Below are 21105 nucleotides of genomic sequence, written 5' to 3' on the forward strand. Positions count from 1 at the left end.
AGGAGGTAGCAGCATATGTTTGGAGGATTTACACGAGATTTAGGAATCGACTTGGGCACGGCCAACACGCTGGTATACGTTAAAGGCAAAGGAATCGCAGTCAGGGAGCCGTCCGTCGTCGCGCTGCGTACCGATACGAAGAAGATCGAAGCCGTAGGGGAAGCCGCGAAGAAGATGATCGGGCGGACGCCCGGCAACATCCGCGCCATTCGCCCGATGAAGGACGGCGTCATTGCCGACTTCGACACGACGGCTACGATGATTAAATATTTCATTCGCAGAGCGCAGAAGGAACGCTCCTTCCCGCCGCGCCACCCGAGCGTCATGGTGTGCGTGCCGTCCGGCATCACGGCCGTCGAGAAGCGCGCCGTCGAGGACGCGACCAAGCAAGCGGGCGCCCGCGAGGCGTACACGATCGAAGAGCCGTTCGCAGCCGCGATCGGAGCCGATCTCCCGGTCTGGGAGCCGACGGGCAGCATGGTCGTCGACATCGGCGGGGGCACGACGGAAGTCGCGGTCATCTCGCTCGGAGGCATCGTGACGAGCCGCTCGATTCGCGTGGCCGGAGACGAGATGGACGAATCGATCATGCAATACATTAAGAGATTGTACAACCTGATGATCGGCGAGCGGACAAGCGAGCAGCTTAAGATGGAGATCGGTTCGGCGCTTCCGCTCGACAAGGTGGAATCGATCGAGATTCGCGGCCGCGATCTCGTGTCCGGCCTTCCGAAGACGCTGGCGATCACCTCGGACGAGATTACCGAAGCGCTGTCCGATACCGTTAACGCGATCGTGGACGCCGTGAAGGTGACGCTTGAGAAGTGCCCTCCGGAGCTGTCCGCGGACATCATGGACCGGGGCATCGTGCTGACCGGGGGCGGGGCGCTGCTGCGCAACCTCGACAAGATGCTCGCCCGAGAGACGGGAATGCCGGTTCTTGTGGCGGAGAATCCGCTCGATTGCGTGGCGATCGGCACGGGAAGAGCGCTTGAGAACATCCATCTATTCAAGAGCAAAGGGAATTCCTCCTCCCGCAAGCGCTAGAGAGGAACAATATTAGAACGGATAGGGAGCCCGGCGGCAGGGAAAGCAGGTGATGGGTTATCTTTAAAATCATGCGCAACAAAAGACTGTTTATCCTGATGATCGGGCTCATTTTGTTCGTCTCTTTGCTGGGATTCTCGTCTGGACGTACCGGATTGACATGGCCCGAGCGCTTCGTCAACGATGCTGTCGGAACCGTTCAGGAAGCGTTGTATCGGCCGGTCGGTGCCGTCTCGGATTTTTTCCGCGACCTCGGCCGGCTTTCCGACGTGTATGAAGAGAACGAACAGCTTCGGCAGACGGTCGCCCGCTACACGCAGGACAAGGTACGCTACAACATGATCGAGAACGAGAACAAGAGGCTGCAGGAAGAGCTTGATTTTACGGAGAGACAGAAGCAATTATATGACAATTATCGTTACCTGATCGCACAAGTGATCGGCAACAGCTCGAATCCTTACGACAAGACGATCAAGATCAACCTTGGCGCGAACGACGGAATCAAGCCGAAGATGGCGGTCATCACGGTGGATGGACTCGTCGGTCTGGTCAGCAAGGTGTCGGAATTCACTTCGACGGTAACTCCGCTGTCGGAGCTCGATTCCACCTCGACCGAGGCGATCTCGATCGCGGCGACGGTTCTCGGCAGGGAGAACCAGTCGTTCGGCATCGTCGATTACGACAAGGAGAACGGCGTGCTCCAGATGAGCAAGATCGACGAGGACGATCAGGTCGTGGAAGGGGATCTGATTGTGACGTCAGGGCTTGGCAACGTTCTGCCCAAGGGGCTCATCATCGGCACGGTCACGAGCAATCAAGTCGGCGACTTCGGACTTACGCATACGGCAACGATTGAGCCTGCCGCCAAGTTCGACCACCTGAACGAGGTGTTCGTCGTCGTTACGTCGGATATGGAAGCGCCTTGACGATGAGGATGAACCGAACGATTCTGCTGACGCTGCTTTTGCTGATGGTTCAAACCTCGATTTTCCCATGGCTGGTTCCTTCCTCATGGAGCGCCAGGGTGCTCCCTCACCTGCCGCTTGTGATGACCGTCTTCGTCGCCTTGTTCGGAGGGCGCTACAAGGCGTTCTTCTTCGGGCTCGGCTTCGGCTTGCTGGAGGACGTTCTCTTCTTCGGGGAGCTGCTGGGCACCTACGGCTTCGCCATGGCGTTCATCGGGTACTTCATCGGCCTTGTCGGCGAACGGAGGAGCCACCTTATCAGCTTCATGCTGATCTCTATCGGAGTCGGCAGCTTGGCCATGGATACGATCGTCTACTTTGTCTATAAAATGTTCCGGTTAACAGGAGATACGTACTTGTTCGCCCTCTACTGGCAGATCGTTCCGACGCTGCTCGCGCATATCGCGTTCGCGCTGCTCCTCTATGTGCCGATCCGCAGGAAGCTGGCGAAGGCCGGAGCGGGTTCGGGCGAAGAGAAGACGGCTGCCTAGCCGCGAAAGCCGGCCGCCGCGGAAGGAGATCGAAGCGGCCGGACAGAATTGTTGTTACTGTAGGGAGGGGAGCGGAAGTCGTGAGCGTCAAATCGGCCGTAACGATCAAAGGAACGAAGGAAGGCTTGATCTTCCTGCTGGACGACGAGTGCGAATTCGCCGCTCTTCTGGACGAACTTAACGCGAAGCTGGACAAGCACGAGCAGCAGTTGACCGGTCCGATGGTTCACGTCTTCGTCAAGCTCGGAGCCCGTCGCCTGGAGGATGAGGATATCGAGAAGATCCGCAGCGTCATTCGCCGGCAAGGGAACTTCCTGGTGCAGAGCATCGAGAGCGCTCCGGAGGCGGACAAGCAGAAGGACGCTCCGCTTGGCTTGCAGACCTTAACCGGCATCATTCGCTCGGGACAGGTCGTTCGCCATGACGGCCACCTCCTGTTCATCGGCGATGTGAACCCGGGCGGAGCGATCTACAGCACGGGAGACATCTTCGTGATGGGGGCGTTGCGCGGGATGGCGCATGCCGGCTGCGAAGGGAACGAGACCTCGATCATCGCGGCTTCGCTGATGACCCCGACCCAGCTTCGAATCGCCGAGGTGATCAGCCGTCCTCCCGAGGAGTGGGCGTCGGCCGAGCCTTGGATGGAATACGCGTATTTACGCAACGGAGCGATGGAGATCGACAAGTTGACCCATCTGCATCATTATCGCAAGGAAGCCATGTTATTTAAAGGAGTGTAAAGCGATGGGAGAAGCGATTGTCGTTACGTCCGGTAAGGGGGGCGTCGGGAAAACAACGACCTCGGCCAATCTGGGGACCGCGTTGGCTCTCTTGGGCAAGAAAGTGTGCATGGTCGACACCGATATCGGCTTGCGCAACCTGGACGTTGTGATGGGGCTCGAGAATCGGATCGTGTACGATCTGATCGATGTCGCGGAAGGCCGTTGCCGACTCCCCCAAGCGCTTGTTAAGGATAAGCGGTTCGAGGAGCTTTATATGCTTCCTGCCGCACAGACGAAGGACAAGCACGATGTGACCCCCGAGCAAGTAAGCAAGATCGTCGAAGAGCTGAAGCCCGACTTCGACTATGTCATCATCGATTGCCCGGCCGGCATCGAGCAAGGCTTCGACAACGCCGTCGCCGGCGCGGACCAGGCGATCATTGTGACGACTCCGGAGAACGCCGCCGTTCGTGACGCGGATCGCGTCATCGGCATTCTGGACAAGCGCGGGCTCAAGTCACCGAAGCTGATCATCAACCGAATTCGCCCGAGCATGATGAGAAGCGGGGATATGCTGGAGATCGACGATATCTGCCAGGTGCTGGCGATCGACCTGATCGGCATCATTCCCGATGACGAGCTTGTTATCCGAGCGTCGAACCACGGCGAACCGACCGTCATGAACCCGAATTCGCGCGCCGCGATCGCTTACCGCAACGTCGCGAGGCGGATTCTCGGCGAGACGGTTCCGCTGATGCAGCTTGAAGAGAAGACTGGCATGTTCGGGCGAGTCAAGAAGTTTCTTGGAATGGGATGAGCCGACTTGCTGAACCAAATTAAGAAAATCGATTGGCTGATGGTTCTGATTCTGGGCGCGTTCATGGTCATCAGCACGCTTGTTGTCCGCAGCGCGACGCACAACACGAATTACGTCAACTTCGACATTCGAACCCTCGAGTATTACGGGGTTGGATTCGTTGTCCTTCTGGTGATGACGCTTATCGATTATCGGCTGCTGGTTAAGGGATGGTTTATCTGGTACATCATCGGAATCGGTTCCCTTATCGCCGTTTATTTCTTCGCTCCCGAAGTGAACGGCGCGCGAAGCTGGTTTGAGATCCCGGGCTCGGGGCTTACGATTCAGCCGGCCGAGCTTATGAAGCTGTTCCTGATCATTGCGGTAGCGGCGGTTCTCGGCAGGCGGCAGGGCGATCCTCTTCGCATGAGGACCGACGTCACGGCCATCTTTATCGTCTCGTTCGTCCCGTTCGTGCTCGTCATGATCCAGCCCGATCTGGGCAATGCGATGATCTATATTTTTATCGTGTTGGGGATGCTCTGGATTGGGAATGTTCGCTATGCGTATGTCGTTATCGGCCTCGGCGCCGTCATCGGGGGCCTCGTGTTGTTCGTCAGCTTGTTCAACGCGTACAATACCGAGATCAAGGATTACTTGTCCGACCATAGCAAGACGCACTGGTATGAACGGATCAATACGTATATTCACCCGGAAGAAGCGTCCGCCGACCAACGGCGCCAGTCCGAGAACGCGAAGATCGCCATCGGCTCGGGCGGGCTGTCCGGGGACGGCTATATGCAAGGGGAATCGAAGAATCGCAAGTTCATCCCGTACCCGTATTCGGACTCGATCTTCGTCGTCATCGGCGAGGAGTTCGGCTTCCAGGGGGCGGCGGTGCTTCTGCTGCTCTACTTTATCTTCATCTATCGAATGATTATTATCGCTTATCAGTGCTACGATCTTCGCGGCTCGTTCATTATCATTGGCATCGCCTCCATGCTGGTGTTCCAGATCTTCCAGAACATCGGGATGATGATCGGCCTTATGCCGATCACCGGGATTACGCTCCCGTTCATCAGCTATGGAGGCACCTCGCTTATTCTGAACATGCTCTCGATCGGGCTTGTCTTCAGCATTCGGGCTCATCAGGAGAAGTACACGATGGATACGTAATAATCGGCATAAGACGGTATCAGGGAGAAGATCCTTGGTACCGTCTTTGGCTGTCTCGGGCTATGCGCTTCTAAACGCGATGGACTTGCCATATCGTGATAATAAGAAGCGGGACAAGGGAGGAACGGGGGATGCAGGTACGGAAGAACGTTCGCGAGCGGAGGAAAAATCGCATCTTGCAGTTATCGAGGCGCCTGGACGAAGAAGGAACCGATGCTCGCGAGGCGGAGATTCGCACGACGGCGAATCTGATTCCGAGCCAAGGGGCTCGCCACGAGCCGAAGCCGGCTGCGGAAGCCGCGAATTCTCCGGACGCGACGGGCAGTCTGGACGCGCTGGACCGCTACCTCGAGCAGGACCCGGAGAAGTGGTGGAAGGAGCGGCAGCGGCTGCAATTCTCGAATCCGGTCCGCGGCGGGAGCGAAGCGGAGCGAGGGGCGGGAGGCATAGGCTCGATCAAGCGCTTGAGCGACTTCCCCAACTTGGCGGGAAGCGGGGGTAGCGGCTGGCGGGAGGGGCCCTCCTATCCGGAAGCCGGAGGAACGCTCGGGCGATTTCTCCGCAGCTTGCTTCTTCGTACGGCCGTCGCCGCCCTGCTGCTCGGCGCGGGCTGGGTCTGGTTCCGCCTGGAGCTCCCGGGAAGCGGGCAGGCGCAGGCATGGACGGCGCAGGCGGTTACTCGGGACATGAACTATATTGCGGTGCAGGAATGGTACGAGAAGACGTTCGGGAGCGCCCCCGCCTTCTTGGAGCTGCTGAATCGGCCGGATTCCTCGGAGGCGGTATCGGCGGATTGGGGCAAGGAGGATATCGCGGTTCCGCTCGTCGGAACGATCGTGAAGACGTTCGGGCAGGACGGCGCCGGCATCCGGATGACGGCCCCTGCCGGCAGTCCGATCCGGGCCGTTCATGCCGGTCGGGTCACGCAGGTGACGACGGACGCGCATGGCGTCGCTACGGTGCTGATTCAGCATCCGAACCGGATCGTATCGGTGTACGGGGGGCTGGACCGCGTGGACGTCAAGGCGAACGATTGGGTGGAGACGGGCGCCGCGATCGGAGAGCTTGCGGCGGGGGACGGCGGGGCCGAGGAAGGGAGCTTCTACTTCGCACTTCAACAGAACGGTCAATCGCTCGATCCGTCGGAAGTGATTCCGTTTGATTAAATGGCGAGGCATCACATTTAAGCTGCATCCGCTCTTCGTCATGCTTATGCTGCTGTCGCTGGCGATGGGGGAGTGGCTCGGCATCGTGACGCTGTTCGGAATCGTTCTGTTGCACGAGCTCGGCCACCTGTGGATGGCGCGCCGATTCGGCTGGACGATTCGGGAGGTGAAGCTGCTGCCGTTCGGGGGCGTGCTCGAGGTGGAGGAAGCGGGAACGGTTCCCGCCCGGGAAGAGGCATGGGTCGCGATTGCGGGGCCCGCCCAGAACGTGCTGCTGGCGCTCTTCGCCGGCGGAGCGTCCTGGGCCGGTCTTGTGGACGCCTCTTGGGCGCAAGGCTTCATGAAGGCGAACGCGCTGATCGCGCTCTTCAATCTTCTTCCGATCCTGCCGCTCGACGGAGGGAAGATTGCCCAAGCGTGGCTGAGCCACCGAATCCCGTACCACCGCGTTCTCTTATGGAGCTCCCGTCTCAGTCTTTTTTGCAGCGCGGCCGTTGTGTTGTATGCCTTCGTTCCGCTCCTGCAGGGGCAGGTCCCGCAGCTTAACGTGCTCGCGGTCGGCCTGTTCCTGTGCGCCTCGAATTGGACGTACCGGAGGAACGTGCCGTTCGTCTTCCTGCGCTTCCTCGTTCACCGGGCCAGGCGTTCGGAAGGGCGCATCGACCGCGGGACGCTCGCGCAGCCGATTGTCGTCGCCGAGCAGCGGCAGCCGTCCGAGGTGGTCAAGCTGCTGATGAAGGAACGGTACCATCTCGTCTACGTGATGAGGCAGGGGGCGGTCCAGCGCGTCGTTCCCGAGGGGCAGCTCATCGATCGTTTTCTGAGCGCTTTGACGAACGGGCATGCGGATTTGCGTTTTTTCATGTAAAATGAAGAAAAGACGCGGGCACGGGAGGTAGGCATGAAGCAGTTGTTCGTCCATTGCACTCGCAACGCCACTCACTCGGCGCTCATGGAAGACGGTCGACTGGCGGAATACAACGTGGAGAAGTCGGAGGGAACATCGCTTGTCGGCAATCTGTACATCGGCCGCATCGTGAACGTGCTGCCCGGCATGCAGGCGGCATTCGTCGATATCGGCTTGCCGAAGAATGCGTTCCTGTATGTGGACGACGCGCTGCACCCCCATCTGGACAAGCAGCCGAAGGAGAAGCCTTCGATCGCGGAGCTGCTGAGTCCGGGGGACGAGCATATCGTTCAAGTAATGAAGGAGCCGCTCGGCGGCAAGGGAGCGAGGGTGACGACGCATTATTCCCTGCCCGGCCGCTGGCTTGTTTATATGCCTCATGCGGACTATGTAGGCGTCTCGAAGAAGATCGAGCAGGAGCATGAGCGGGGTCGGCTGAAGTCGCTCGCCGAGCAGCTTCGCGAGCCGGGCGAAGGGATGATCCTGCGGACGAACGCGGAGGGGGCGAGCGAAGACGCGCTGCTCGAGGACCTGACGGCGCTGCGGGAGGCGTGGCAGGATATTCTTGCCCGCTCCGTCGGACTGAGCGCCCCGGTGGAGCTTCACCGGGACTTCGGGCTGGTGCAGAGGCTCGTGCGGGACGTCTTCACTCCGGATACGGAGGAGCTCGTCATCGACGACGAGCACGCCTGCCGGGAAGCGACCGCTTATCTGAAGCGAACGGCGCCGGACTTGGCGGAGCGCATTCGGCTGTATAAGGAATCGGCGCCCCTCTATGACAAGATGGGCATCAACGAGCAGCTCGACAAGGCGTTTAAGCCGCGTATCTGGCTCGGCAGCGGCGGTTATCTGGTCTGGGATCAGACCGAGGCGCTCACGGTTATCGACGTGAACACGGGGAAGTATACGGGCGAGGTCGATCTCGAGGAGACGGTGTTCCGGACGAACCTGGAAGCGGCGGAGGAGATCGCAAGGCTGCTCCGGCTGCGGGACGTCGGCGGCATCATCATCGTCGACTTCATCGACATGGAGACGGAGGAGCATCGGCAGCTCGTCGTACAGCAGCTCGAGATTACGATGAAGCGGGATCGGACGAAGTGCCAGGTGCTCGGGTGGACAAGGCTCGGGCTGCTCGAGATTACGCGAAAGAAGGCGCGGGCGAACGTCGAGAGCTACTTGTACGAGACGTGCGCGGCCTGCAAGGGGCGGGGCAAGATCTATATCCGGTAATCGGAGCCTCATTCGAGGCAATGAAGAGCCGTCATGAAGATTTGTTGTTGTGTTAGGGCCCAGGATGTGATACTATCTTATAGTGCGTGCAGAGTGCTTATTAGTTACGGCATGCTACAACCGCTCTCAGCCAGGTTAAGAAGACCGATTCCGATCGGCACCTCCAGAGGCGAGTCTTAGATATGAGGAGGTGCACACACATGTACGCAATCATCGAAACAGGCGGCAAGCAATACAAGGTACAAGCCGGAGACGTTCTCTTCATCGAGAAGCTGAACGCCAGCGAAGGCGACAGCGTGACGTTCGACAAGGTCCTCGCGGTATCCAGCGACAAGGGCTTCGTAACCGGCGCTCCGCTCGTAGCCGGCGCATCCGTTACGGCTAAGGTCGAGAAGCACGTGAAGGGCGAGAAGATCATCGTCTTCAAGTACAAGCCGAAGAAGAACGAGCGCAAGAAGCAAGGTCATCGTCAACCGTACACGAAGGTAACGATCGAGAGCATCAAGGCGTAAGCGGGTGCCTTATGGTCACGATTACGATCTATCGTGGAAGGGATGACCGGATCAAGCGATTCTCCGTCACGGGGCATGCCAAGTACGACGATCCGGGCAAGGACATCGTCTGCGCGGGCGTATCGGCGATTACGGTCGGTACCGTCAACGCCATCGAGAAGCTGACGGGACTTGTCCCCGATGCCGAGATGAAGTCCGGCTGGTTGTCGGCGAGCGCGCCGGAGTGCGGCGAAGCCGTTCGGAACGACCAAGTCCAATTGTTATTGGAAGGCATGGTCGTCGGTCTGGAGTCTATCGAAGAACAATACGGCAAGCACGTGAAGATAAAGCAAGCACTCGTTAAAGAAGGAGGTTGACACTCATGTTGAAACTGAATCTCCAGTTGTTCGCTTCCAAGAAGGGCGTAGGCTCGACGAAGAACGGACGCGATTCCCGCTCGCAGCGCCTCGGCGCGAAGCGTGCGGACGGCCAGACGGTTACTGCGGGTTCGATTCTCGTTCGCCAACGCGGAACGAAGATTCACCCGGGCAACAACGTCGGCATCGGCAAGGACGACACTCTGTTCGCTCTCGTCGAAGGAGTAGTCAAGTTCGAACGTTGGGGACGCGATCGCAAGAAAGTGAGCGTATACCCGGTTGAACTGGCGCCCGTAGCGGCTGCCTTGGAAGTCTAATCGGCTTCCGCTCCTCAAGCCCCGGTCCTGCATAAGGCCGGGGTTTCTTATTGTTCGGGGCCGGGTGTTGCAGATAAAGCCATATGGCAATCGCCGGCTGCATGGTATACTAGGCACTAGAGCAAGGATGAAGAAGCCCGTGGGTGCAAGCGGCCGATCTAGGGGGAAGAAGGTCCCGGCCCGCGGCGGAACGGAGTCGTCGAGCATGTCGAGAAGAGGAATCGTCAGGGCGGTCTGCGCCGCTCTGTCTTTAATCTTGCCTGGAGCCCTGATCGGCATATGGCCGGACAACGTTTGGACCTATGCGCTGTTCGTTATCTGGACGGGGGCTGCGGCCGCTTGGGTGCTGATGGCGACCGTGCGCGAGCTGCGCCGCGGGAGCGAGCTTATGGCCGAGGCGATGCGAATGCAGACGATCGACACGCTGAAGCATCATCGGCACGACTGGATGAACGAGATTCAACTCGTGTACGGTTACCTGAAGCTGAACAAGCCCGATAAAGCGATCGATGTCGTGGAGAGAATAAAGGGACAGATGGCGGGAGACAGCCGCTTGTCCCGGCTTGGCACCCCCAAGCTGGCCCACTATCTGCTAACGTTCCGAACGACCTGCAGCACGATGAAGCTTGATGTGGAGATCGACGAGGACTTCGATCCTACAGGCGGACCGGAGCGGTCGGCCTTCGCGGATGCGGTCATCGGCCTTGTCGATGCCGTTCGCGAGAGGGCGGGAAGCTCCGGTCACGGGGAAGAGAATGTGCTGCGGCTTCGCTTCCGTTCCACAGGCAGCGAGATTCTGTTGGAGATGAGATACGACGGCACGCTGACCGCGAGAGACAGCCTTCCCTTCGATATGGGCCAGGCGCTTCGAGGGATCGGACGCTTGTCGGAGGAGAACCGGGCGTCAAATTCCGAGCCGACCGGCTCGCGGCAGCGAATGCTTGTCGCGTTCCCCTTGCGGGAGCAAGCCGGCTGACTCGATAACGGAGTGAACAAAGCATGTTTGTAGACAAAGCGAAAATTTTCGTCAAAGGCGGAGACGGAGGCGACGGGCTCGTCGCGTTCCGCCGCGAGCTGTACGTTCCGGAGGGAGGTCCTGCCGGCGGCGACGGGGGCAAGGGCGGCGACGTCGTCTTCCGCGTCGACGAAGGGCTGCGGACGCTGATGGACTTCCGCTACCAGAAGCACTTCAAGGCTCCGCGCGGCGTCAAGGGGAAGAACAAGACGCAGCATGGCGCGAATGCGGAAGATCTGATCGTGCGCGTGCCGCCGGGAACGATCGTATTCGACGACGACACCGGCGAGATGCTGGCCGACCTGACGAAGCAGGGGCAGGAGGTCGTCATCGCCAAGGGCGGGCGCGGCGGGCGCGGCAATACGCGCTTCAAGAGCCCGGCGAATACGGCTCCGGCGATCGCCGAGAACGGAGAAGACGGCCAGGAGCGCTGGGTGACGCTTGAGCTGAAGGTGATGGCGGACGTCGGCCTCGTCGGCTTCCCGAGCGTCGGCAAGTCGACGCTGCTGTCGGTCGTCTCCGGCGCGCAGCCGAAGATCGGCGCGTATCACTTCACGACGATCACGCCGAACCTCGGGGTCGTTCAAGTGTCGGACGAGCGCAGCTTCGTAATGGCGGACTTGCCGGGACTGATCGAAGGCGCGCATACCGGCATCGGCCTCGGGCACGAGTTCCTGCGCCACGTCGAGCGGACAAGAATCATCGTGCACGTGGTGGACATGTCCGGCATGGAAGGACGCGATCCGTACGACGACTGGGTGAAGATCAACGAGGAACTGAAGCTGTACAATCCGAAGCTGGCCGAACGCCCGCAGATCGTCGCCGCGAACAAGATGGACATGCCGGATTCCGAGGAGAACCTCGCCGCCTTCAAGGAGAAGATCGTTGCCGAGCGCCCTGACATGGAGGTTATGCCGATCTCTTCGCTGACGCGCAAGGGCATCTCCGAGCTGCTCTACCGGGTAGCCGATCTGCTCGACACGCTTCCCGATCCGATGGAGGTTGCCGCGGAAGAAGCGCGGCTGGCCAAGGAGGCGGAAGGCGTTGTCTATCGCTTCGACGAGACGTCGGACAACTACGAGTTCACGATCTCGCGCGACAACGAGGTGTTCGTCGTCGAGAGCGAGTCGATCGAGAAGCTGCTGAAGCGGACGCAGTTCGCCTCCTACGAGGCGGTTATGCGGTTTGGCCGCATTCTGCGGAATGCCGGCGTGGATGCCGAGCTGCGCAAGCGGGGAGCGAAGGACGGCAACACGATTCGCATCGGCGACTTCGAGTTCGAGTTCTTCGAAGGCGGCTCGGACGCGTACTTGTACGAAGAACGCTGACGCGTTGGCCGGCGGAATCGCGGAACATGGGGCCGCGGACCACGGAACCACAGAGACACGGAATCACGGAATTGCGGAGAAGAACCAATCGGGCGGCCCGGTTGGTTTTTTTCCTATTGCGCGGGGGTGGCTCATTCGATATAATGTCCACTATACACATACATTCGTCTTTCCTGGGAGGACGGAATATGGCAGAGCAATATTATGTCGTCCGAGAGGACCTGCTGCCGGATGGAATTCTCAAGACGGAGCAGGCGAAGGAGCTGCTGCGCCGGGGAGAGGCGGCTACCGTTCACGAGGCGGCGGAGAAGGTCGGGCTTAGCAGAAGCGCCTTCTATAAGTATAAGGACGGGGTATACCCGCTCGAGCAGACGTCCCGCGAACGGATGGCGACGTTGTCCATGGACCTGGAGCATCGTTCCGGCGTGCTGTCGAAGGTGCTCGGGATGCTGGCGTCGAGCGAAGGGAACGTGCTCACCATCTCGCAGTCGATCCCGATGCAGGGGTTGGCGAACGTCGTCGTATCGCTCGATGTCTCCGGCTTGTCGGGACCGCTGTCGGACCTTGTGGGGCAATTGAAGGCGATAGACGGAGTGAAGCGCACGCACATCGTCGGCAGGAGCTAGACGATAACGGATAAAGTCTTGCATCGGCAAGAGAAGGAGCTAATGTGATGAAGCCCGTTAAAGTAGGATTGCTCGGATTAGGCACGGTCGGCACGGGAGTCGTCCGCATCGTGGAAGGCCATCAGGAGGATCTGCAGAGCCAGGTCGGCTCGCCGATCGCCATCTCGAAGATTCTGGTGAAGGATCGCACCAAGTCGCGCAGCATCGCCGTCGATTCGTCGAAGCTGACGGAGGACCCGTGGGAGATCGTACGCGATCCGGAGATCGATATTATTATCGAAGTGATGGGCGGCATCGGAACGACGAAGGAATATATTCTCGAAGCGCTCGAGCGCGGCAAGCATGTCGTGACGGCGAACAAGGATCTGATGGCGCTGCACGGCCAGGAGATTCTGGCGAAGGCTAGCGAGAAGGGCTGCGACGTCTTGTACGAGGCGAGCGTGGCGGGCGGCATTCCGATCATCCGGACGCTGATCGAAGGCTTCTCCTCGGACCGCATCACGAAGATCATGGGCATCGTCAACGGCACGACGAACTACATCCTGACGAAGATGAGCCAGGAAGGCGCGGCGTACGAAGACGTCCTGAAGGAAGCGCAAGCGCTCGGCTATGCCGAGTCCGACCCGACCTCCGACGTGGAGGGGCTGGACGCCGCCCGCAAGATGACGATTCTGTCCACGCTCGGCTTCCGTGCGAACGTCGCGCTCGAAGACGTCGACGTGAAGGGGATCAGCTCGGTTACGCAGGAGGACATCCAATACGCGAAGCGGCTGGGCTACGAGGTGAAGCTGCTCGGCATCGCGGAGCGTCAGGACGACTTCATCAGCGTCAGCGTGCAGCCGACGATGGTCAAGAAGAGCCACCCGGTCGCTTCGGTGAACGGGGTGTTCAACGCGGTGTACGTCCACGGCGAAGCGGTTGGAGAGACGATGTTCTACGGCCCCGGCGCCGGCGAGATGCCGACGGCAACGTCCGTCGTATCGGACCTCGTCGCCGTCATCAAGAACTCGAAGCTCGGCGTCAACGGTCGCCAAGCCGCGCTCGCTTACAAGGAGAAGAAGCTGAAGAGCGACGAGCAGATTGCGGCGAAGTACTTCCTGCTGCTTCACGTCGAAGACCGCGCCGGCGTTCTGGCGCAGATCGCGAACGTGTTCTCCCGCGTGGATGTGAGCATCGAGTCGGTCATGCAGCCGGCGACACCGGACCAATTCGGCGCCGAGCTTATCATTACGACGCATAACGCATCCAAGGCCTCGCTGAACGAGGTGCTGGCCGAGTTCGGGAAGCTGTCGGCGATCCGCACGGTCAAGAGCGTCTATCGCCTTGAGGGCTGAAGCCCGAACGATCCGCATTCCAACATCAAGCCAGAAGAGGTAGCGAAAATGAAACTAGAAGAGCAGCAGACGCAAGAAGCGAGGAACGTGAAGGATCGCGTCGTCGTCCGGGTTCCCGCCAGCACCGCCAATCTCGGACCGGGCTTCGATTCGCTCGGCATGGCTCTGTCCTTATTCTCATGGGTAGATCTGCGCCCGTCGACGGCCGTGGAAGGCACGACCATCGAGCTGTTAGGCGAGCAAGCAGGCAGCCTGCCGACCGATAAGTCCAATCTTGTCTATGTCGTTGCCCAGCAAGTGTTCGCGCGCGCCGGTGTGCCGCTTCCCGAGCTGCACATCGCGCTTCGCAGCGACATCCCGCTCACCCGCGGCCTCGGCAGCAGCGCCTCCGCAATCGTCGGGGCGCTCGTCGCCGCGAACGAGCTGATCGGCGCTCCGCTCGCGAAGGACGAGCTGTTCCAGATGGCCAGCGCCATCGAGAACCATCCCGACAATGTCGGCGCCTCCCTGTTCGGCGGCATCGTCGCCGCCGCATGGGACGGCGAGCGGGCCGAGGCGGTCCGGCTGGACCCGCCTTCGGCGCTCGAGGCGCTTGTCGTCATCCCTGAATTCGAGCTGTCGACGAAGAAGGCGCGCAACGTGCTGCCGCAGCAGCTGTCGATGAAGGACGCCGTATTCAACGTCAGCCACAGCTCGCTGCTGACGGCTGCGCTGGCGACCGGGCGGCTGGACGTGCTTCGCCATGCGATGCGGGATCGGCTCCATCAGCCGTACCGGGCGGCGCTCGTTCCCGGCATGGAGACGATCCTGCGGGAGGCGGCGGATCACGGCGCGCTCGGCGCGGTGCTGTCCGGCGCTGGCCCGACGCTGCTGCTGCTCGCCGACGCCGGCTCCTCCGACCGCGAGGAGATGGTCCGCTTCGCGACGGACGTCATGGCCGCGGAAGGCATCGCGGTGACGGCCCGTTGGCTGCTTCCGTGGACGCAAGGTGCGGAAGCGGTCGTTGTTCGCTCCGACGATCCGAGGTTCGGACTCGAGCTGTCGGAGTTGCTGCCGGTCCCCGCCGAAGCGGAGGTGCAGCCATGAGCGCAACGCCAAGAGTCGCAAGTCTCCCCAAGGGAACATTCTCGGACGAAGCTGCCAGGTACTTTTTCCGCGATCGGGACGTGCAGCACGTGTATCATAAGCTGATCTCGGACGTCTTCCGCGCGACGGAGCACGGGGACTCCGACTGGAGCGTCATTCCGATCGAGAATACGATCGACGGCTCCGTCAGCCTGCATACGGACTGGCTCGTGCATGAAGTCGACCTGCCGATTCGCGCCGAGTGGGTGTATCCCGCCGTGCAGAATTTGGTCGGCCTTCGCGGCGAGCTGTCCGGCGAGAGCGGCGACTGGCACCCGGACAACATCACGAAGGTGCTCAGCCACCCGGTGGCGATGGCGCAGTGCTACGAGTTCCTGAGAGCGACGCTGCCCCACGCCGAGCTGGAGACGCTCAGCAGCACGTCCGAAGCGATCCGCACCGTCTCCGAGAACCCCGGCAAGGGCTGGGCGGCCATCGGCACCCGGACGGCGGCGGCGGAGTACGGCCTGGACGTACTGCAGGAGAGCGTCACCGACCACGACAACAACTACACGCGATTCCTGCTCGTCGGGAACAGGGAGTACGAGAACCCGAAGGCGACGACGCACAAGACGAGCATCCTGATTACGCTGCCGGACGACTATCCGGGGGCGCTGCATCAAGTGCTGTCCGCGTTCGCATGGAGGCGGATCAACCTGTCCAAGATCGAGTCGCGCCCGACGAAGAAGAAGCTCGGCGTTTACTACTTCTTCATCGACATCCTGATGTCGATGGACTCCGTGCTGCTCCCGGCCGCCATCGCCGAGATCGAAGCGATCGGCTGCCAGGTTCGGGTGCTGGGCTCGTACCCGAGCCTTCCTTACGTGGAATAGTTGAAGAAAGATGAATACCTCCGTCGGAGCTGAGGATAGCCGACGGAGGATTTTTGTTTTGACAATTGTTTGTGTGGAAATGTGCCGTCTACTCGTTATATAGATATTCCAACGAGATCTTTAGGGAGAGCGATAGGAAGCTGATTTGATATGAAGTTACTGAATATTTACAGAGAAGACGAAAATTATTTTAAGGGATAATTTCTTGAAATTTCCTTGATTGAATGATAATTAGGTGACTTTTTTGCATTTTTAATGTATATTTTATATGAATCCGGCCGGATTTACAAATTTTAATAGGTGGTGTGCTGATGAGAAAGCTTAGAATCATGTTATTAGTTTGCCTCTGCGTTATGATGATTGGTGTTCAGTCGGCATTTGCCACAACTGGCCAATATGATGGCCCTGCGACTGCTAATCCTGTTACAAAGGGCTCTAATTATTTTGGATATATCGATTCAGCTTCCGATAACGACTGGTATGTTTTTGAGAATACAGGCACAACTTCATCTTCTCCCATTTACCCTAGATTAATTTCTCCAATTAGTACGGACCTTGATGCTCAGTTGATCTGGATCACTCCTACGGGCTTCAGTTCGTCCACATTCACCACAGGGGGAATCGGAGGGGTCGATAATCTGGGAGGGTATGCAATTTCTCCTGGAAGTATCATTTATATTAGAGTGTATCCTCATACCAGCGCCGATGTTAGCACGACAGACAGTTACATTCTCACCATTGGTTAAACTCCATAGTAGTAAAGAACCCGAACCTTTGGTTCGGGTTCTTTACGTAACAGGTAATAATTAAGCGATAAAAACCCGGTATCAGCTCAATAGGTGGGGGTGAAGTCTGGAGGAAGTTGAAGAGATAGTTGACGATGGTCAAGTGTTAAGGTTCTCCATCTGCTTGGGATGTGAGAATGCTTGTTATGATAAGGTATATCGTCGCAAAAAACTGTTGTAAAAGCCTGATAAACGTCATTCATTCAAATGAAGAGCGATCACCCCGAACCCGAAACCCCTTGATATCCTTGGAATCCTGACAACCCCCGCAAACCCTTAGGCACGTGTACCGGTATTCCTGCATAGGATGTATGGATTATGCGGGCGGGGCATTCGCCCGTATGCGAATCTAGCCCGATCAGGAGGGAACGGCTTGAAGATCCATATGGTCAAAAAAGGGGATTCCCTGTACGCCATTGCCCAGAAGTACGGAGTTACCTTGGAAGAGCTGCTGCAGGCGAACCCGAACATCGCCAACCCGGACGTTATCGACGTCGGGATGAAGATCAAGATTCCGATGCCCGCCACGCCGGCCTACGAGATCATGCATCAGCATACGGTTCAGCAAGGCGATACGCTGTGGAAGCTCTCGAAGGCTTGGGGAGTTCCGCTTGACGCGATGATTAAGGCGAATCCACAGCTCAAGAACCCGAATGTGCTGCTGACCGGAGAAGTCGTCAACATTCCGAAGCTTGCCTCCGGAGCCGAGAGCGGCGCGGGCTCCTCCGCCGCCGCTCCGTCCGCAGGAGGCGCGAACGGCGGTTGGATGCCCGGAGGCAAGACGAATACGGGAGTATTGCCGGGAGCAGGGCATAAGAAAAATACGGGAGCGATGCCGATGCCTCAGCCGATCGAGCCCGCGCCCGCGCCCGCACCTGCGCCGGAAGAGCCCGTCGCTCCGCTTCCTGCCCCGGTGGCTCCGGTCGAGACGACGCCTCCTTTGGAGCCAGCCCCGGCTCCGGCCCCGTATCCGATCCAGCAGCCGGTTTATCAGGAGTCGCATTACCACCACCATCATACGTATGCGCCGGTTCAGGTTGAACAGGAGACGACGGATCTTTTCCTCCAATATCCGATTCCGGCGACGGAAGCGACCGCTCCGATAGCAACGGAGTACGTGATGAACACGGGGTATGGTCAATATGGGCAGTATGGACAGTATGGGCAATATGGGCAAGTCGGCGGCGTCGAGACGAACGGGTTGCCTGCCCAAGTCGGCGCTGAACACGGCCATGGCTACGGCGGCGGTTCCGTCGGAGGCTGGGAGGGCGGCTTCGGCAGCTTCCCCAACCAGGGATACCCGCCGATACCGGGACTCGGAGCTTACCCGATGAGCTTCCCGACGGAGGCGTTCGCGGGAACCTACTCTGGAACGCACGGCTACGGATGGACCGGAGAACCGTCTTACAGCGGATATTTTCCGGGAAATATCGTTCCGTCCGTCTCCCCGCCCGTCATGTCCGGAGTACCGACGGGACAACCGGCGACCTCTGTCAGTCCGGCTTCGATGATGCCGACCGGCCTGTCTCCGACGATGACGTATCAGCCTTGCGATACTTGCACGGGAGCGGCGCCGGCCTGGCCGGGAGCGGGAACGGCTGTCAGCCCGGCGACTTTCGGACCGTCTTCGTTCGGACCGACTTCATACGCGCCTACTTCCGTCTCCCCTGCGATGACGACCGCTCAGACTTGGCCAACGACGAGCCAATACGGGATGCCCGGTATCTCTCCGGCCATGGCATATCCGGGAATGAACGCCGCTCCGACATTCGTCTCGCCGGCTTCGACCGAATCGCCGATGGCTGCAACACCGATCAATGATGCGGGCATCGGCTATCCGGGGGCTTATCCGTATACGGCAGGAGTGTCCGACTTCGGCATGATTCCTCCGATTCCGTCGTTCCCTTCTATCCCTCCAATGCCTCCGATGCCTCCTATGGGAGCGCCAATCGACGATTGCAGGGATGCCGGCCAGGCGCCTTCCGAAGCTAAGCTCGGCGGGAAGGCGCGGGCTTCCGAAGCGGCTCCGGCCAAGAAGGCTGCGGCCAAGGCGCGAGTGAAGTCGAAGACGAAGAAAGCGCCGAGTTCGCATGCTGCGAAGCGCAAGCCGAGCCTTCCTTGGGTGAATTGGTAAGAAATCAGCATAACGCCGGAATCCCTGGGCAACACTAGGAAAAAAGCAAAGAAGGGGATTCCGGTGTTTGGATTACGCATCAAGGGAATCAAGAAGCGTCTCAAGCGCACGCGGCGTCCGGTATGGACATTGGGGTTATGGGCGGGAGTCGTCGCGGCTTCCGCTCTGGCAGGGACATGGGTGTCCGGCCAATTCGTGAACGATTATCTTCGGCCTGCCTCGTTGGCGGTCGATTCCTCGTTCGCGGACGAGCTTAGCTACCCGGTCTCTTACGACCCCGAGAATTCGCAGCGAGGCAGTGTGCTGGATACGTTGGCGGGGTGGAATTCGGACGTCTCCATCGTTCTTCATCGGGAGTACCTGTGCGGCGAGGAGACTCGGATGCTCGGAAGGCATAGCGCGCTGGAGACGATGAATCTGATCAAGTCTCATCGGGACTGGATTCCGATCTTCGAGTCGGGCGGCACCGTTCGTCTGGAGGAGAAGGTGGACGATCTGTCGCCGGAATGCCGTAAGTCCGCTTATATCTCCCTGGACAAGGACGGCAACCTGTCGCTGTTCGACGGACCTCCTCGCAAGGAGAAGATTTTGCGAACGTTTTTCCAGATGGACATCAAATCGCTGGAGAGCAGCATGTCCAAGGAGAAGCTGCGCGAGCTGGCGGACGGTATCCGGATTACCGATCGGGAGGAGTACAACAGTGTGGTGGCATCGTTCAGCGACTTCGCGAAGGATCGCGCCGAGCATGTCATGAGGCCGTCGCCTTGACGGCCTTTTTGCTGTTTTTTTTCGACAACGTATTGACGGAAAATGGAATATTTAACTATAATAAAGAAAAGCAACGAGGTTGTTGGCAGTAAAGTTCGTACATAAGAGTTATCGCGAGGAAGAACCCGCAGACGAGAGAATCGCTGTGCGTGTGCTTCCTTTTTTTGTTTTGCGGACTTATTTGGACCAATTCGATAAAAATTGACGAGGAGATGTTCTTATGAAAATGAAGTGTGTGAAGTCTGTACTTGTCGGCATGACTGCTGTTTTTACGCTTGTGTCCACAATGAATGCCGCTTCCGCAGTAGCGGCGTCGAGCGACATCCAAGTCATTCTGGATGGAAAACGCATCGCTTTCGTCGATGCGAAGCCGTACGCCGATAGCGGCCGGGTACTTGTACCGCTTCGTGTGGTGAGCGAGAACCTGGGGGCGAAGGTGGATTACAGCAACAACGTGGTCACGATCTCGCAGGGTTCATCGGTCGTCAAGCTGACGATCGGGAGCAAGACGGCCAGCGTAAACGGGAAGGCCGTTTCACTGGACAGCGTGCCGACCGTCAAGAGCAGCCGTGTGTTCGTGCCGCTTCGGTTCGTGAGCGAGCAGCTTGGGCAGGCGGTGGATTGGGATAGCGTGGATCAGTATGTGTGGATTGGGGAGAAGACGCTGCCGAATATTGAGAACACGATTCCGGTGGAGAGTACGGATGCGTATAAGGTTCTCTATCGACAAACTCCAGATCTTATTAATTACGATGCTAGTGGAAGAACGACTATACAGGTGCTCGATGAAGCAAGTTTCCCTATCTATATTCCATATGGCTTCTCAACGGATACGCTTGACTTGTCGCGATGGGATAAACAGCTATATAGCTTCTCTTTAGTTCAAATCGATAAAGAAAATTTTTTTAGAGTCCATTATTCAGGTTACTCTCTTGCAATTTGTCTCTTAGGTAATGATGGATACCCGCGTGGCCGAGCTGCTGAAAAACATACTATAAATGATGATGGTAGTTTTACTGACTATTATCCTATCGTCTCGAGTGGCGATAAGACTTTCTATAATGACGCCAAATGGGCATCGTATAAACCTATAGATGTTAAGTATGTACAGCTTTCGATTGATAGCAAAAACATTGTACTTATAAAGTCTTTTTGGTATTAAGGGAGGCGGCAATGAATTGATTAATTTTAGAAGACTATTGAAATTCTTGCTCGCATTTTTACTGTTAATTACATCGATTACGCTTCCTTCATTCTCCGGCAGCAAGACAGCCGAAGCAGGCACCATTCCCTATATTAATGGCAAGGATGCAGGGGTATCGACTAACCCCAATTACTTCTATTTTGTCGCCATGTTCGATAAACCCTTAACCGAGAAGGACGACGGATCATACGAGAATTGGGGACAATCTGCGGACGGAATAAGCTTCCCCTACAACTTTGATATGCCAAACGGGTTGAAGGTCGCTGAC

Annotated in this window: 22 protein-coding genes and 1 other annotated feature; all 22 genes read left to right on the forward strand. The window is 58.4% G+C overall.

The window, feature by feature from the left end; genetic code table 11:
* Positions 1–15 precede the first annotated feature (15 nt).
* The 22 genes from E6C55_RS03705 to E6C55_RS03810 all read left to right on the forward strand — a co-directional run bounded on the left by E6C55_RS03705 (position 16) and on the right by E6C55_RS03810 (position 20795).
* On the forward strand, positions 16–1047 hold the full coding sequence (locus tag E6C55_RS03705) for a rod shape-determining protein (RefSeq protein ID WP_136368426.1): 1032 nt from the start codon (positions 16–18) through the stop codon (positions 1045–1047).
* 71 nt (positions 1048–1118) lie between these two features.
* Positions 1119–1973: a rod shape-determining protein MreC gene (gene mreC, locus E6C55_RS03710; protein WP_136368427.1), complete on the forward strand. Its 855-nt coding sequence runs from the start codon at positions 1119–1121 to the stop codon at positions 1971–1973.
* A 2-nt stretch (positions 1974–1975) separates the two neighbouring features.
* Positions 1976–2503, forward strand: a complete 528-nt coding sequence (gene mreD, locus E6C55_RS03715) for a rod shape-determining protein MreD (RefSeq protein WP_136368428.1) — start codon at positions 1976–1978, stop codon at positions 2501–2503.
* An 80-nt stretch (positions 2504–2583) separates the two neighbouring features.
* Positions 2584–3243, forward strand: coding sequence for a septum site-determining protein MinC (minC, locus tag E6C55_RS03720; protein ID WP_136368429.1), 660 nt, complete (start codon positions 2584–2586; stop codon positions 3241–3243).
* 4 nt (positions 3244–3247) lie between these two features.
* On the forward strand, positions 3248–4042 hold the full coding sequence (gene minD / locus E6C55_RS03725; protein ID WP_136368430.1) for a septum site-determining protein MinD: 795 nt from the start codon (positions 3248–3250) through the stop codon (positions 4040–4042).
* 6 nt (positions 4043–4048) lie between these two features.
* On the forward strand, positions 4049–5197 hold the full coding sequence (locus tag E6C55_RS03730; RefSeq protein ID WP_136368431.1) for an FtsW/RodA/SpoVE family cell cycle protein: 1149 nt from the start codon (positions 4049–4051) through the stop codon (positions 5195–5197).
* 131 nt (positions 5198–5328) lie between these two features.
* Positions 5329–6363, forward strand: coding sequence for a M23 family metallopeptidase (locus E6C55_RS03735; RefSeq protein ID WP_136368432.1), 1035 nt, complete (start codon positions 5329–5331; stop codon positions 6361–6363).
* A complete protein-coding gene (locus E6C55_RS03740; RefSeq protein ID WP_211093512.1) occupies positions 6356–7231 on the forward strand; it encodes a M50 family metallopeptidase in 876 nt (291 codons plus the stop codon). Before E6C55_RS03735 ends, E6C55_RS03740 begins: the two co-directional genes overlap by 8 nt.
* Positions 7232–7264: 33 nt before the next feature.
* Complete coding sequence (locus E6C55_RS03745) at positions 7265–8500, forward strand: Rne/Rng family ribonuclease (RefSeq protein WP_136368433.1); 1236 nt, start codon at positions 7265–7267, stop codon at positions 8498–8500.
* Positions 8501–8608: 108 nt separating this feature from the next.
* Positions 8609–8687 (forward strand) — a sequence feature (ribosomal protein L21 leader region).
* 13 nt (positions 8688–8700) lie between these two features.
* Positions 8701–9012, forward strand: a complete 312-nt coding sequence (rplU, locus tag E6C55_RS03750) for a 50S ribosomal protein L21 (protein WP_136368434.1) — start codon at positions 8701–8703, stop codon at positions 9010–9012.
* A gap of 11 nt (positions 9013–9023) precedes the next feature.
* On the forward strand, positions 9024–9368 hold the full coding sequence (locus E6C55_RS03755; RefSeq protein WP_136368435.1) for a ribosomal-processing cysteine protease Prp: 345 nt from the start codon (positions 9024–9026) through the stop codon (positions 9366–9368).
* A 5-nt stretch (positions 9369–9373) separates the two neighbouring features.
* Positions 9374–9685 (forward strand): 50S ribosomal protein L27, encoded by a 312-nt coding sequence (gene rpmA / locus E6C55_RS03760; protein WP_126958448.1) that lies wholly within the window; start codon positions 9374–9376, stop codon positions 9683–9685.
* A 205-nt stretch (positions 9686–9890) separates the two neighbouring features.
* Positions 9891–10661, forward strand: a complete 771-nt coding sequence (locus tag E6C55_RS03765; protein WP_168735443.1) for a Spo0B domain-containing protein — start codon at positions 9891–9893, stop codon at positions 10659–10661.
* A gap of 23 nt (positions 10662–10684) precedes the next feature.
* The gene (gene obgE / locus E6C55_RS03770; protein WP_136368437.1) at positions 10685–12028 is read left to right on the forward strand and encodes a GTPase ObgE; all 1344 of its coding nucleotides are present in this window, start codon (positions 10685–10687) and stop codon (positions 12026–12028) included.
* A gap of 188 nt (positions 12029–12216) precedes the next feature.
* Positions 12217–12654, forward strand: coding sequence for an ACT domain-containing protein (locus tag E6C55_RS03775; protein ID WP_136368438.1), 438 nt, complete (start codon positions 12217–12219; stop codon positions 12652–12654).
* Between the two features lie 47 nt (positions 12655–12701).
* Positions 12702–13988 carry a homoserine dehydrogenase gene (locus E6C55_RS03780; protein WP_136368439.1) on the forward strand — a complete coding sequence of 429 codons (1287 nt, stop codon included), beginning with the start codon at positions 12702–12704 and terminating at the stop codon, positions 13986–13988.
* 48 nt (positions 13989–14036) lie between these two features.
* The gene (gene thrB / locus E6C55_RS03785; RefSeq protein WP_136368440.1) at positions 14037–15074 is read left to right on the forward strand and encodes a homoserine kinase; all 1038 of its coding nucleotides are present in this window, start codon (positions 14037–14039) and stop codon (positions 15072–15074) included.
* Positions 15071–15946 (forward strand): prephenate dehydratase, encoded by an 876-nt coding sequence (gene pheA / locus E6C55_RS03790; RefSeq protein ID WP_136368441.1) that lies wholly within the window; start codon positions 15071–15073, stop codon positions 15944–15946. Before thrB ends, pheA begins: the two co-directional genes overlap by 4 nt.
* A 311-nt stretch (positions 15947–16257) precedes the next feature.
* Positions 16258–16692 carry a hypothetical protein gene (locus E6C55_RS03795; protein ID WP_136368442.1) on the forward strand — a complete coding sequence of 145 codons (435 nt, stop codon included), beginning with the start codon at positions 16258–16260 and terminating at the stop codon, positions 16690–16692.
* Between the two features lie 412 nt (positions 16693–17104).
* Positions 17105–18865, forward strand: coding sequence for a LysM peptidoglycan-binding domain-containing protein (locus E6C55_RS35185; RefSeq protein WP_211093513.1), 1761 nt, complete (start codon positions 17105–17107; stop codon positions 18863–18865).
* 63 nt (positions 18866–18928) lie between these two features.
* Complete coding sequence (locus E6C55_RS03805) at positions 18929–19633, forward strand: BofC C-terminal domain-containing protein (RefSeq protein WP_136368443.1); 705 nt, start codon at positions 18929–18931, stop codon at positions 19631–19633.
* 220 nt (positions 19634–19853) lie between these two features.
* A complete protein-coding gene (locus tag E6C55_RS03810; RefSeq protein ID WP_136368444.1) occupies positions 19854–20795 on the forward strand; it encodes a stalk domain-containing protein in 942 nt (313 codons plus the stop codon).
* The last annotated feature ends 310 nt before the right edge of the window (positions 20796–21105 follow it).

This window comes from Cohnella fermenti (assembly GCF_004801405.1).
In the GTDB taxonomy this organism is placed as follows: domain Bacteria; phylum Bacillota; class Bacilli; order Paenibacillales; family Paenibacillaceae; genus Cohnella; species Cohnella fermenti.

Coding starts and splice junctions, on each gene's coding strand:
- mreC (WP_136368427.1), top strand. CDS start 1,119: ATGCGCAACAAAAGACTGTTTATCCTGATGATCGGGCTCATTTTGTTC.
- E6C55_RS03745 (WP_136368433.1), top strand. CDS start 7,265: ATGAAGCAGTTGTTCGTCCATTGCACTCGCAACGCCACTCACTCGGCG.
- E6C55_RS03810 (WP_136368444.1), top strand. CDS start 19,854: ATGAAAATGAAGTGTGTGAAGTCTGTACTTGTCGGCATGACTGCTGTT.
- E6C55_RS03795 (WP_136368442.1), top strand. CDS start 16,258: ATGAGAAAGCTTAGAATCATGTTATTAGTTTGCCTCTGCGTTATGATG.
- thrB (WP_136368440.1), top strand. CDS start 14,037: ATGAAACTAGAAGAGCAGCAGACGCAAGAAGCGAGGAACGTGAAGGAT.
- E6C55_RS03775 (WP_136368438.1), top strand. CDS start 12,217: ATGGCAGAGCAATATTATGTCGTCCGAGAGGACCTGCTGCCGGATGGA.
- E6C55_RS03755 (WP_136368435.1), top strand. CDS start 9,024: ATGGTCACGATTACGATCTATCGTGGAAGGGATGACCGGATCAAGCGA.
- E6C55_RS03765 (WP_168735443.1), top strand. CDS start 9,891: ATGTCGAGAAGAGGAATCGTCAGGGCGGTCTGCGCCGCTCTGTCTTTA.
- E6C55_RS03735 (WP_136368432.1), top strand. CDS start 5,329: ATGCAGGTACGGAAGAACGTTCGCGAGCGGAGGAAAAATCGCATCTTG.
- obgE (WP_136368437.1), top strand. CDS start 10,685: ATGTTTGTAGACAAAGCGAAAATTTTCGTCAAAGGCGGAGACGGAGGC.
- mreD (WP_136368428.1), top strand. CDS start 1,976: ATGAGGATGAACCGAACGATTCTGCTGACGCTGCTTTTGCTGATGGTT.
- minD (WP_136368430.1), top strand. CDS start 3,248: ATGGGAGAAGCGATTGTCGTTACGTCCGGTAAGGGGGGCGTCGGGAAA.
- E6C55_RS03780 (WP_136368439.1), top strand. CDS start 12,702: ATGAAGCCCGTTAAAGTAGGATTGCTCGGATTAGGCACGGTCGGCACG.
- rpmA (WP_126958448.1), top strand. CDS start 9,374: ATGTTGAAACTGAATCTCCAGTTGTTCGCTTCCAAGAAGGGCGTAGGC.
- E6C55_RS03705 (WP_136368426.1), top strand. CDS start 16: ATGTTTGGAGGATTTACACGAGATTTAGGAATCGACTTGGGCACGGCC.
- rplU (WP_136368434.1), top strand. CDS start 8,701: ATGTACGCAATCATCGAAACAGGCGGCAAGCAATACAAGGTACAAGCC.
- pheA (WP_136368441.1), top strand. CDS start 15,071: ATGAGCGCAACGCCAAGAGTCGCAAGTCTCCCCAAGGGAACATTCTCG.